We start from the raw sequence: 13,756 nt of genomic DNA on the forward strand, positions 1-13,756 counted from the left end.
CGATGGTCAGCCGTTCGTTAACGTCACAACAGCCACCGGCATCCCACACCATCGCCTTAGCGTGGAACCGATTGAAGCTTCCATATCTGATCAACATAATCACGAATACTTCGATCAGAACTGAATTTGCCAACCAGGGCGGTATTCAATATGGCTTTTTTCGCCCACCCCGCCACATCGCGATACTGCACATCAATCTGACGATGAGCCTCAATATAAGCGGCAAAATCAGCAAGTACCAAATAAGGGTCTCCGCCATCTAAAAGGCTTTCATAGGTGGCTCTGAGCTTTCTCGGCTCTCCGGGGGTAAATTCTTCACCGATCAATAAATCAAGCGAAGCTTTCAGCAACGGATCAGCATTGTAGTAGTCAAACGGGTTGTATCCACTGGCTCTGAGGCGATTCACGTCTTCAACTTCCAGCCCGAAAATATAGATATTCTCATCACCAACTTCTTCACGGATTTCAACGTTGGCCCCATCCATCGTGCCGATGGTCAACGCACCATTGAGCGCCATTTTCATATTCCCGGTCCCGGACGCTTCTTTCCCTGCCGTTGAGATCTGTTCGGAAACATCCGCTGCCGGAATGATAATCTCAGCCATACTGACCCGATAATCAGGAATGAACACCACTTTTAATTTGTCGTTCACCCGTTCATCATGGTTGATCTTTTCTGCGATCTTATTAATTGCGTAGATAATTTCTTTGGCAAGGTAATAACCCGGTGCCGCTTTGGCGGCAAAAATAAACACCCGGGGCACCATGTCAAAATCAGGCTGATTCAGTAAACGGTGATAAAGCGAAAGAATATGCAGCATATTCAAATGTTGACGCTTATATTCATGCAGCCGTTTAATCTGCACATCAAAAATCGCGTCGGTATTCAGTTCAATATCCATATGGGTTTTGACCCACTTGGCCAGACGCACTTTGTTGTCTTTCTTGACGGCCATAAAGGCTTTCTGAAACGCATTATCATCGGCCCATTGAGAGAGTTGCGCCAATTCATCCAGCGCAACAGGCCAGTGGTCTCCTATTTTTTCAGTAATCAGGTGGGATAGTCCCGGATTACAATACTGGAGCCAGCGACGAGGTGTGATGCCATTGGTGACATTCATCAACCGATTTGGATAGAGTTCATCAAATTCAGGAAACAGGTCTTGTTTGACCAGCGCTGAATGGAGCGCAGCCACACCATTGACCGCATAAGACCCCACGACACAAAGATTAGCCATTCTTACCATCCGGTGAAATCCTTCCTGAATGATGGAGAGCTTTTGTTGCTTATCCCCATCACCGGGCCATTTTTCCCGAACCTCCTGCAAGAAGCGGTGATTAATCTCGTAGATGATTTCCATATGACGTGGCAACAAACGCTGAATCAATGCTTCATCCCATGTTTCTAATGCTTCAGGTAACAAGGTATGGTTGGTATAGGCGAATGTCTGACTACAGATACCCCATGCATCCTCCCAAGACATCGCTTGTTCATCGATAAAAATTCGCATCAACTCAGGAATGGCGATCGCCGGGTGGGTATCATTGAGTTGGATCGTTTCATACTGAGGTAACTCCGACAATGAATGCCCGGCTGCTTCATGACGACGAAGAATGTCACGCACCGAAGCCGCGCTGTGAAAATACTGCTGCATCAAACGCAGTGTCTTGCCTTTTTCATGATTATCATTCGGATAGAGCACTTTGGTTATGTTGCCGGCATCAATCAAGGCGTGCTGTGCCTCAAAGTAGTTGCCATTATTGAAACTTTCTAAAGAGAATGGCGCAATCGCCCGACACTCCCATAAACGCAGCGGATATACCGTTTCACTTTTATAGCCGACGACAGGAATGTCCCATGGCATTCCCATCACCGTCATGCCCGGAATCCATTTTCTTTTTTCCTGTCCATCGACCGTTTCGTTAGTGACATAGCCGTAAAAGCCAATTTCCTGTGCCAGTTCCGGCCGTGCCACTTCCCACGGATAGCCTTCGATCCCACCCCACGCATCCGGCGCTTCTTTTTGATGGCACGCATCAAATGACTGTTTAAACAGCCCATATTCATAGTGCAGCCCATAGCCAACGGAAGGGAATTCCTGAGCAGCCAGAGAATCCATAAAACAAGCAGCCAGACGCCCTAACCCGCCATTACCCAGTGAGGGATCCCGTTCTTCTTCAAGCAAGTCACTTAAATCAAGTCCCAATTCAGCCACGGCATCGCCAATGGCCTCATAAACGCCCATATTGAGTAAGTTATTACCGGTCAGACGACCAATCAGAAATTCCAGAGAAAGATAATTGACACTTTTCGCATTCAGAATCCGTTCATCCTGCTCTGTTTCTAGTAGATCAAATGTGGTGAGTTCTGCCAACGCCCGGGACATGGCCAAATACCAAGAACGCTTGGTCGCATGTTCAACGGTAGTTGCATAGGTTGATGTCAGATGACGCTTTACATTCTCCAGAAACAGCGTCTTATCAAATGACTTCTGCAATACTGCTTTCATCGTAACCCCTCCCAAACAGGTAACGAGCTGACTGAAATCCGTCTCTGCCAGTACTGACTGGGCTCAAGAAACGTTGGATACGAAGAAACTGTCGCAGTCACTTCCTCTCAGTCATGAAAATCATATGGTATACAGCCGTCTTACCAAGTTGAGGTGTGATACATATCAACTTCTGTGTTGAACATGACTCACAATACCTTTAGATAGTAACCTTAGTCGTTAAATTGAACTCCTTGCGTCTTTTTCAGTGGATAATGTCTACAAAAAGTGACAATAATCACATATTGATAACATAACATCTGACCAAAGCACCAGCGATATGATTATTTTTTCGTCATTTTTTCTCTCAACCAGACAAAAGTGATGTATTCCAATGTAACGACACGGGTATGTAAGTAAATACTTACAATCAGTAGAAAGCTATCCGGAAAAGAGTATGAGCAAAGAAATGAAGGGAATGTTATGCAAGGTGATAAAAATAAAGGCATCCAATGATGCCTTTATGATTTGCAGAAGATGTGTGCACTATCGCTAGAAACTCAGCGGGAGCAGCTCAACGCCGAGGACGGCACTGAAACTCATCACCACAATGAGCGAGTGTTTAAACACCGTTTTCGACCATGCTTCAAAGTTATCCGCGGTCATACGACGGAATGTAACACGGGTCCACATAAAGCAAACTGCCGAGGCCACCACCAGATATTCATAACCGGTGTTTCCGACAAGGTATAACCCCAACGCAACAGCATTAAATGCGATCACATAGGCCATCATATGCTTGCGCGCCTTATCGATCCCGGCCACGACCGGCAGCACAGGAATTCCCGCCTGACGATAGTCCTGAAGTCGGAACATCGCAATCGCATAGGAGTGAGGCATCTGCCAGAGGCAGAATAAGCTAAACAATAGCACGCCTTCCAGACTGACATAATTCGTCACTGCGAGATAGCCAGCCAACGGCGGCACCGCCCCAGAAATACTCCCGACCAATGTGCCGTAGACTGACGTCCGCTTGTACCACATCGTATAAAAGAAGACATAGAAGACATAACCCAATAAAACCACAACGGCGGTCAGTGGGTTTGTCTGTTGGTACAAGAGCGCTGTTCCAGCGAGTAATAAGACGATGGCGTAGATAAATGCATGATCAACATTAATCTCACCACGCACCAATAATCTCTGACTGGTACGTGCCATTTTGCTATCGATATCACGGTCAAAAATATTATTAATGACACACCCTGACGCGATGATCAAAGCCACCCCGGCAAGCGTACAAAGCAGTAACATTGATGAGGCTGATTCCGCTTTGGCTGCGAGAAAAAATCCCGCAGCCGTAGAGATCAGGTTACCCACGATAATGCCTGGTTTGGTGATCGATAGATACCCTTTAATCATCAGCCTGCGCCTACATCATCATATTGATGTTTAGGTTCCACATAATCCAGATAGAACCAGCGATCAGAATCAGAACAACAATCGCAGAAAACACCAGTGAAATGAAATTCCAGCGACCTTCACTCGTCTTGGTTTCCATATGCAGGAAGTAGACAAAATGAACAATCACCTGAACAATGGCGCAACCGAACAGAACAGCAAATGTTGTTCCGGTCGAGAGGCTTTGTGTCGCAGCATAGTAAAAAGGAATAATCGTTAAGATCAGAGAGGCAACGAAGCCAATCACATATCCCTTCACTCCTGAGTCAGCGTGTTGGTTACTCATGATGTCACCCCAACTAAATAAACGAATGTAAATACACAAATCCAGACGATATCAAGGAAGTGCCAGAACAAGCTCAGACAGCCGAACCGAGTTTCGATCATGTCGGTCAAACCTTTGGTATTCAATTGCCAGAAACAAACAAACAACCAAATCAAACCAAAGGTCACGTGAAGACCATGCGTTCCAACCAAGGTGAAGAATGCAGACAGGAACGCACTGCGATCCGGGCCATAGCCTTCAACAATCAGATGGTGGAATTCATAGATTTCCATACCGATAAAGCCAGCCCCGAACAAGAAGGTAATCACCAACCACAATTTCAGGGCACCAATTTGTTTGCGTTTCATCGCAATCATGCCAAAGCCAAACGTAATACTACTGAGCAGCAGTAACATGGTTTCGACAAAAACAAATGGCAACTCAAAGATTTCTTTACCGCTGGGGCCACCAGCGGTTGCATTGGCAAGCACTGCATAAGTTGCAAACAACGTTGCAAACAAAATACAGTCACTCATCAAGTAAATCCAAAAACCGAATAACTTGTTACCACCGGTGTCATGGTGGTGATCATGCGCATGATCTGCGGCAGAATTAGCCTGCATAGTTCACCTCCATATCATCTTTCGATTGAGAGTCCGCCTTTGCTTTCGCAACCTTAGCGCGGTGTTCATCTTCAATCGCTTTGATTTCATCCACCTGAACATAGTAATCAACATCATCGTTAAAGCTATGCCAGATACTTGTTACAACGATACCGATAAAGCCGATAGCCGCGAGCCACCAGATATACCAAATCATTGCGAAACCAAAGACCAGAGACCATGCAGAGACGTACATCCCTGTCGGAGTGTTTTTCGGCATATGAATCGGTTCATATTCGACTTCTTTATCAAGCGAATGCTCACCTTTTTGCTTCTGATACCAGAATGCATCGATTTCATCCCCTTTCGGAATCACCGCAAAGTTATAAAACGGTGGTGGAGAAGATGTCGACCATTCCAATGTACGGCCATCCCAAGGGTCGCCAGTCACATCACGGTTTTGTTCCCGGTCTCTGATACTGACAACAATCTGCGTCACCTGACACAGCACCCCGAGCGCAACAATCGCAGTACCGACGGCTGCCGTCGCAAGCAGTGGGAAATAATCAGGGCTGATATCCTGACTCAAACGGCGCGTCATCCCCATAAAACCAAGCGCATATAGTGGCAGGAAGGCCATCAGGAAACCGATCAACCAACACCAGAACGCACGGCGTCCCCATGCTTCATTCATCATGAAACCAGTCGCTTTCGGGAACCAGTAAGTAATCGCAGCGAAACAACCGAAGACAACCCCACCGATAATCACGTTATGGAAGTGAGCGACAAGGAATACACTGTTATGCAGGACAAAGTCAGCACCCGGAACAGCCATCAGCACCCCGGTCATCCCACCGATACTGAAAGTAATCAGGAATCCAATGGTCCACAGCATCGGCGATGTAAACTGAATGCGTCCTTTGTACATCGTAAACAGCCAGTTAAAGATCTTCACCCCGGTCGGGATAGAGATAATCATGGTTGCGATACCAAAGAAGGCGTTGACATTCGCTCCGGCACCCATCGTAAAGAAGTGATGCAGCCAAACGATAAAGGCCAGAATCGTAATGGCAATGGTTGCCCACACCAGAGATGTATAGCCGAACAGTTTTTTCCGCGAGAAGGTTGCGGTCACTTCAGAGAACACCCCGAAAATAGGCAGAACGAGGATATATACCTCAGGGTGACCCCATGCCCAAATCAGGTTGATGTACATCATCATGTTCCCACCCATATCGTTGGTGAAGAAGTGGAAACCCAGATAACGGTCTAACGTCAGAAGTGCAATAGAAACAGCCAGAATCGGGAATGAGATAATGATCAGAATGTTTGCACACAATGAAGCCCAAGTGAAAACAGGCATCTTCATCAGTGGCATTCCCGGGGTACGCATCCGCATAATGGTGACAAAGAAGTTCACCCCGGTCAGCGTTGTCCCGACACCCGATATCTGCAACGCCCATATCCAGTAGTCGACACCGACCCCCGGACTTGCCGCAATCCCTGACAGTGGTGGATAAGCCAACCAACCGGTCCGCGCAAATTCACCTAAGCCCAAAGACAGGTTGGTCAGAATCACACCCACAATAAACAACCAGAAACTTAAGTTGTTCAGATACGGGAAAGCCACGTCACGCGCACCAATCTGTAGCGGCACAACAATGTTCATCAAACCGATCACTAGTGGCATCGCCACAAAGAAGATCATGATGACACCGTGAGCCGTAAAGATCTGGTCATAGTGATGTGGCGGTAGATAACCGGCTTCACCCGCAGCAGACAACGCTTGCTGACTTCGCATCATCACCGCATCGGCAAATCCACGCAGCAGCATCACGAAGGCGACCGCAATGTACATGAAACCTAATTTTTTGTGGTCTACTGAAGTAAACCATTCATTCCATAGATATTGCCATTTACCAAGACGCGTTACCCAAATCACGACAGCCAGACCGACCACCGCGATGACAGACAGCGTAATCATGATAATGGGCTCATGATATGGAATGGAGTCCAGTGTTAATCTTCCAAACATAATCTCATTACCCTTCATGCTCAGCCATCGAATGATGACCCATTGGTTTATCCATATCCTGCCCTTCTCCCATGTGCATATTCATACCACCCGGGAATTGGGTTACCACTGAATTAAACAGGCCATCAGGAATATGAGAATAATAAGTGACAGGCACATCAATGCTTGGCTTCGCTAAGGCACGGTAATCCGCGAAATCATGAATCTGCTGTTCAGAAGACTTCACTTTTGCCACCCACTGTTCGAAGCTGGCCATATCCGGTGTTGCAGTCGCGGTGAACTTCATATGAGAGAACCCATCACCACTGAAACTGGCAGCAATCCCTTTATAATCCCCGGCGTGATTGGCAATCAGATGCAGGCGTGTCACCATGCCAGGCATCGCATAAAGCTGACTTCCCAATCGAGGAATAAAGAAAGAGTTCATGATGTTATCTGATGTCAGCTTGAACTTCACCGGAACGTCTTTTGGAAATGCAACATAATTGACGGTTGCTATTTTCTGTTCCGGATAAATGAACAGCCATTTCCAGTCAAGCGACACCACTTCAATTGTCATCGGTTTCACATCACTCGCTAAAGGATTAGACGGTTCAAGATGGTGCGTTGAACGCCAAGTGATTGTTGCCAAAATGACAATGATAATGATCGGGATCGTCCAAACAACAAACTCAATCTTTGTTGAATGGGACCATTCGGGTGTGTACTCAGCATTCGAGTTACTTGATCGATATTTATATGAGAAGTAGATCGTCATCAGTATCACGGGGATAACAACGATCAACATCAGGAGCAGAGCTGTAATGATCAACTCTTTTACCTGAACACCCACCTCTCCTTTAGGATCAAGTAGCGCAAACTTACACCCTGAGAGCATCAGCACTGTGAGTAACAGTCCGAGTCTCGATATGATGCTTTTATATCGTGAGGCTTCCATTTACTTGTACTTTCTCTTTTTGGCAGAGAACCTGATAACCGACACTAACTTACCAAGACTCTGCGGTTGTTTTTAATAAGAGTATTTGAATCTGTAACAAACTATCCTTACCTGATACAAATCCATCCAACTCCACGAAATCGTGACATCATTCAACATACAGTTTTCGAAAAGATAAATATATTTGTTACAAGAAAGAACACTTTGCCACTTCCGACACATCATAGTAACAATACGTCGAGGGGCCCTATATTAAAGTGCAATCTTAACTTACGCAAATCTGACGATCAGAAAAATCAGATTCGACCTATTCGCGCTGTAACATATATAATCCTTTGTTATCTATATATTTTTTAGAACAAATCTCATCTTATTCCACTCTTTCGCCATGTGTGTTTTTTTTTTCGTTATGATTTATGAGCTCTATCACGGAATGTCATGCAATTTCTTTTATAAACCGACGAATATGTTGCGTCGGTAAAAATCATCTGAGGTGATATCAATCAGACGCAGAGTCATAAAAAAACGCCTCCGGTGATCCCAAGAGGCGTTTTTAGATATTGTCGCGAAATATGGTTTTTCGCAATCACAGTGCAGACAAGTGTCTACTCCATCTCCGCATTATGATAAACCTGTTGAACGTCATCGCTGTCATCCAACATATCTAGGAATTTCTGGAACTTTTCAGCATCTTCACCAGCAATCTCAGTCCGGTTTTGTGGGACAAAGGTAATCTCTTCCACATCCAGACTGACATCCGGGAAAGCTTCAGTCAGTGCAGTCTTCGCTTTGAAGAATTCGGTATGCGGGGCAAACACCGTCATCACACCGTCTTCCAGCTCAATATCCGTTACATCAACATCAGCCATAACTAACGCTTCGAGCACAGTTTCTTCATCATCGCCTTTAAACTGGAATACTGCCTGATGGTCAAACATATGAGCAACTGTGCCCGGGCTACCAATCTTGGCTCCTGTCTTGACAAAGCACTGACGGACATCTTGGTAGGTACGGTTACCGTTATCGGTTAGACAGTCAACAATCACACTGACACCACCGGGACCAAATCCCTCATAACGAGCAGGCTGGTAATCTTCACCAGAGCCTCCCGAGGCTTTATCCAGCGCTTTGTCGATCACATGGCCGGGAACCTGATCTTTTTTCGCTTTTGCGATTAAGTGTTTCAGAGAAAGGTTGGTATCCGGATCCGTCCCCCCGTTCTTTGCACACACGTAAATCTCTTTGCCGTATTTGGAATAAACTTTAATCTTTGCGCCTTGAGTCTTCGCCATGGAAGCTTTACGCACTTCAAAACTTCTTCCCATCGGGATATTCTCTCTCATTAATTGAACGCGACGGATTGTAGAAAAAACACAGAACCATTTCAATTTCTGCCGGTTCAGGGAGCGGTTTACATCACACCCATCACCTTTTTATATTTATCTACTGATTGTTGAAAGCATGTCTGTTCATCAGTGGTTCGCAACGTCTCCTGATGCTGAATGAAAACTTCAGGCCCGGCCTTTCCTTGTTTCAGTTTCCAGACTAAAAAGGCAGCCTGCTTATCCAACTCGATCCGGTTCTTCTCTTCAGCACTCAATTCTGCAAGATTAAAAGACATGAAATCACCCGTCATCTGTAAACAAGTGGTGCAATATACCACAGGCATCAAGAAAATTAAGCGCTAACTGATGTTTGCGCCGCCTGATGCGATTCAAAAAAAGGGGCAGCTCAGCTGCCCCTTCTTATCCAATATAAAACGCTTAATGAAGTAAGCCGAGTTCCCTAGCTTCTTCAAGTGTTAAACCACTTTCACGAATCTCTCTCATCACTTCAATCCGGCGTCGGGCTTCGGCTGACTTGAGATTTTTCGTGGGTTTTTGCAATTCAACTTCGTCCGTGAAGTCCCATTTGTTTGCGATATTCGTCATTTCATCATGGTCGATTGAATTGATAGACATAAATCACCTCCGGACAAACCATGTTAGGGACACGTATTCTATAGCGAAGCTGAAAAATCTTGTTAAGCAAAATTATCTAAGAGTGTGATAGTGGCGATAGTTCTGTAAAAATATTGATAGATGTAAGAATAAAATTTTGCGTCCGTTGGAACGGCGCAGTACTTTAATAAATTACTCCCCTTTTTTTGCTCAACGCATTCCCGCTTCTTTCACGATAATTTTTGCCATGCACATCCTATACGGAACGATGATCAAGGGACAATGTGATGAACTCACTCGTCATATTGCGTTTGGCGTTAATTTGATAACCGGGCTGATGCGTTCATTTTCTGACAGGCAAAAAAAAAGCGAGCATGGGGTGCTCGCAAAAATGCTAAGTATGAATATAACAACGTGAACCTAACCAATGACATCGGTAGGATATAGGTTGTCTTTCGGGATAAAGAATAACGGCCTCTGCCGCCGCCTCTGTCAGGAAGATGTCAAAGCTATGCAAAGACCGTCGGGGTTTGTCACCTTGGTTCCAAGATGACATCACATCATGTCCCGTCTGTCCGTCCTAAATGCCGATCGCAACTTCATCAAGGACTAAAAAGACCGATTCGTCCAAATGCCCTTCACTGATCTGTTTGCACACTTTACGCCGAACGGCCAGTCCGGAGATCAATCGTTCAATAGACAAATGCTTATTGCGACTCCGGGAATTATACAGCTCAATCGTCTTACTCAACGTCTCATATGGCAGAACCGTATCACCGACTTTTAACCAATCGAGTTTATCAATCAACTCCTGACACTCTTCCCGGATTAATGATGGGGAATGCCCGGTCATCGCAGATAAAGCGCTTATACTGCGTTCCAGAGCCTCCTGTGAGGTATATTTTGACAAGGTGATCGTAATTTCGTCCGCATTGATCTCAACCAAGTGTTTTCGTAACTTGACCCGGCGCCCCAAATTGCCTCTTGGAGACGGCGATTTACGTTGGATGGGCTCAAACTCACCATCAATGATCGAAGCCAGCTCCTCCAACTTCTGTTTTGAGACCATCTCATGGCGAAGCGGATTGGGTAAAGTCGGGGCCATGTTGCGTTTACCGGCATTGGTGGTTCTGGCTCTGGAGAAACGCAAAACTTCTTCAACATCGCATTTAATATCGACTTCATAATCTGAAAGCTTGCCCTTGGTATGGATCGAACGGACAGAAAGATGATATCCCCATAGATTGACAACAAACAAATCGTCATCCCCTTTCCCTTCTGATAAACGCCGCAGCTCTCGGATCAGATCCATTGAAAAACGTCGCCACTCAATGTTTCGGGCTAACTTTTGATTCAGCTCGGATAACAACATCGTCTCATGATGACGACGGGACATTCGACTACGAAAATAAGAATAGAGTTGAAAGACCAGTGTATGCTGTTTCAGAATTTCCGGAGGAAACAAGAAAAAGTAATCCCGCGTCAGCAGCTCTTCATAAAATGAGGGTTCCCATACCAAAATATAAAGATTGGGTTTGATCTTAATTTCTCCGTCAGCTCCCTCAACCGGCGCCTCTTCTGAAGCGGTGATCGTTCGGGCCAGAAAACGGAAACGATCACTTTTAAATCCTTCCGGCATATTTTCACTGAGCCAACGACCGGTCAGCTCGTGAAGTTGGAAATCTGTAAATTCAATACGATCAATACTATCCCGGATTGAATCTCTCGCCGGGCCACTGTCCTTCTTGCCCCGAAGCGACAAAATATCAGTGATATACAGCGGTGTCTTGTTGGGGATTTGTTTCGCGTTCAGATGATACTCTTCACGTTGATGATCATGGTATTGCACCGTTAATGTAAACAGTGCAAACAAGGTCATCAGATCATCGACCGTCATAATATTTTTGGATGATCTTGTTTCGATCACTGCCCGCGTGCCAGAAATTGAAACCATTGATTTTTGGTAATTCTTACGTGTTCTTGGCGGGGCCAATGCCTGATCGATGATCCCGGCCCAATTGGTTGGTGAAACTACAAATTGATCCGCTTCATCCTTAATTGCCGGTGGAGTATTTAATCCATATTCATTCAGTAAACGTTGATTCACTTGGGTCTGTGCCAGAGCTTTTGAACGTTTTTGTTTCTCTGATTGTTTCACTGACTCGGTGATCAGGCTGGTGGCTCCCAGAGATGAGATCAATTGGCTGGGGTTAATAAACTTATGCAGCATTGTTTTTCCGGCGAGCCCTTCTTCGAACCGGACAGGAATTTGTTCGAAGAGACCAATACTGACTGCGGCACGTAGACGTTGCTGGATGGCGGCTCTGGTTAATTGCCCATCAGCCGCTTCGATGAGCTCTGTTGTTGAAACCAGACCATCTTTACTACTCATGCCTTTTAGAGAGACTAAATTGAGCAGTTCAATGATGCTTCTCGTGACACCTTTAAAATGCTGATATTGTTCTATCCAGTTGATCGATGACTCTGATACCTGAAATAGATGCCCATCTTTATGATTTCTGGGAGCTCTGATTAATATTTTTTCGTGACTGCTCATTTTCCTGTCCATATCACATTTGATGTAATATTGATATTTTTCCGAGCATAAAGAAAAATATTCTATAAATAAAGAAAAAAATGATTGCTCTTAAAAACTGATCTTTTTGATTATTAATGATCTTAAATGGTTATATGATCTTATGATCTGAGTAAGAAAACGCGTATAATTAATTGTAATCAAAAGATATTTTTTTATGCTACTGGAAAGCATGATCATGGTCAGTCAGGAACGATGATCAATTAAATATTGAAAGCATGATCATTAATGGATTGAAGCATGATCATTATGACCTCGGAATCATGATCAATGTCTTTTATGAAGCATGATCAAGATACACACACAACTTATCCACATGTCTGAGCTGCAACGGATTGTTGCTGTGATGATTAGTCGATTCAATTTTGAGCAATCCCGCAAGCATGATCAAGGTCTCTCGTATCTGACGGTTCTTTTATTACGATTTTGTTGACTTTTGAATCATTGAAAAACACATTTTTCGCAAGATAGTTCGATATGTATCACATTCGTTCGTCACGTAAGCATGATCAAGGTGTCGAGCCCCCCTACTCTTCTGGCAGTTTGTCATTTCAATTTATGGGGCATTCCAACTAAATATGACGCATCCCCCACTTGAATTGACACTCTCCGTAGTTATAGCTAGAAAACTCATGCTTCCGAGTGATATTTTTCTTGATCATTGTTCCGAGAATTTGATCATAAGAGCATGAATGTGTTGGCTGAATTTACATGAGTGATATCCCTTGATCATGCTTCTAATTTTTCGGTCATGCTTGGAAAAATGATCAAGGGGGTATGCCATGATCATCGTTCCGGTGGTTTGTTTATCCGTTTGCTCTTCACAAGGATGTGATTTATTCGATTCAATGACGATTTACCACTGATAATTTTCTTTATTCTGGCATTTCTCAGGTTTTTTTTGACAAAATAAAATCAATGATTGGTCGATGAACACCTGTTTTCAACGACTTGATGTCCAGATGTTACGATTTTCAGCGGATTGACTCAGAACGCAGAATATGTCAGCAATCAATACAGGTGTCATGATGATGGAAGTATGTATGCAGTTGAAATCACAAACGCCGTAACTGTCACGTTGCTTTCAATCGTTCCGGTATCATTATTTATACAAATCCTGTGTATAACGACAGTTGTTTGGACATCGATAAAATTTAATCATCGTGACTTATTTTCTTCATCAGAGAGGTCGCGATATGGTTTGTTGCTGAAAATGAAATTTACAATGTAAAATGTGACGTGGTAACACTTTCATGAAATATTACTTTTAAGGTAATCCACAAAGTATTTTTTGATATAAATTTTCATCTTTTTCATTAAATCGTCTCTTTGCAGACACTTAACTGTGATATTTATCTAAAATTGACTGTACACCTTTTTATTGTCAATAAATAAATTTGCTGTACAATGGCGTGATGTCACTCATTATGGATA

10 protein-coding genes are annotated in these 13,756 nt (G+C 44.3%); all 10 read right to left on the reverse strand.

Annotated elements, in window-relative coordinates:
* Window positions 1–56: 56 nt before the first annotated feature.
* The 10 genes from OCV37_RS19695 to OCV37_RS19740 all read right to left on the reverse strand — a co-directional run bounded on the left by OCV37_RS19695 (window position 57) and on the right by OCV37_RS19740 (window position 12,283).
* On the reverse strand, window positions 57–2,510 hold the full coding sequence (locus OCV37_RS19695) for a glycogen/starch/alpha-glucan phosphorylase (protein ID WP_038184504.1): 2,454 nt from the start codon (window positions 2,508–2,510) through the stop codon (window positions 57–59).
* 531 nt (window positions 2,511–3,041) lie between these two features.
* Window positions 3,042–3,908: a heme o synthase gene (cyoE, locus tag OCV37_RS19700; protein ID WP_038184502.1), complete on the reverse strand. Its 867-nt coding sequence runs from the start codon at window positions 3,906–3,908 to the stop codon at window positions 3,042–3,044.
* Between the two features lie 10 nt (window positions 3,909–3,918).
* Window positions 3,919–4,233 carry a cytochrome o ubiquinol oxidase subunit IV gene (cyoD, locus tag OCV37_RS19705; protein ID WP_038184500.1) on the reverse strand — a complete coding sequence of 105 codons (315 nt, stop codon included), beginning with the start codon at window positions 4,231–4,233 and terminating at the stop codon, window positions 3,919–3,921.
* Window positions 4,230–4,835 (reverse strand): cytochrome o ubiquinol oxidase subunit III, encoded by a 606-nt coding sequence (gene cyoC / locus OCV37_RS19710; protein ID WP_038184498.1) that lies wholly within the window; start codon window positions 4,833–4,835, stop codon window positions 4,230–4,232. Before cyoC ends, cyoD begins: the two co-directional genes overlap by 4 nt.
* Window positions 4,825–6,849: a cytochrome o ubiquinol oxidase subunit I gene (gene cyoB / locus OCV37_RS19715; RefSeq protein WP_038184705.1), complete on the reverse strand. Its 2,025-nt coding sequence runs from the start codon at window positions 6,847–6,849 to the stop codon at window positions 4,825–4,827. The genes cyoC and cyoB overlap by 11 nt, the downstream gene beginning before the upstream one ends.
* A gap of 7 nt (window positions 6,850–6,856) precedes the next feature.
* Window positions 6,857–7,786 (reverse strand): ubiquinol oxidase subunit II, encoded by a 930-nt coding sequence (gene cyoA / locus OCV37_RS19720; protein ID WP_051680773.1) that lies wholly within the window; start codon window positions 7,784–7,786, stop codon window positions 6,857–6,859.
* 605 nt (window positions 7,787–8,391) lie between these two features.
* A complete protein-coding gene (locus OCV37_RS19725) occupies window positions 8,392–9,111 on the reverse strand; it encodes a YebC/PmpR family DNA-binding transcriptional regulator (RefSeq protein ID WP_038184496.1) in 720 nt (239 codons plus the stop codon).
* A gap of 86 nt (window positions 9,112–9,197) precedes the next feature.
* Window positions 9,198–9,407: a DUF3283 family protein gene (locus OCV37_RS19730; RefSeq protein ID WP_038184701.1), complete on the reverse strand. Its 210-nt coding sequence runs from the start codon at window positions 9,405–9,407 to the stop codon at window positions 9,198–9,200.
* 142 nt (window positions 9,408–9,549) lie between these two features.
* Window positions 9,550–9,747, reverse strand: a complete 198-nt coding sequence (locus OCV37_RS19735; RefSeq protein WP_038184495.1) for a PA3496 family putative envelope integrity protein — start codon at window positions 9,745–9,747, stop codon at window positions 9,550–9,552.
* A gap of 559 nt (window positions 9,748–10,306) precedes the next feature.
* A complete protein-coding gene (locus OCV37_RS19740; RefSeq protein ID WP_038184493.1) occupies window positions 10,307–12,283 on the reverse strand; it encodes a replication initiator protein RctB domain-containing protein in 1,977 nt (658 codons plus the stop codon).
* Window positions 12,284–13,756 lie beyond the last annotated feature (1,473 nt).

Source organism: Vibrio rhizosphaerae, assembly GCF_024347095.1.
GTDB classification, from domain to species: Bacteria; Pseudomonadota; Gammaproteobacteria; order Enterobacterales; family Vibrionaceae; genus Vibrio; species Vibrio rhizosphaerae.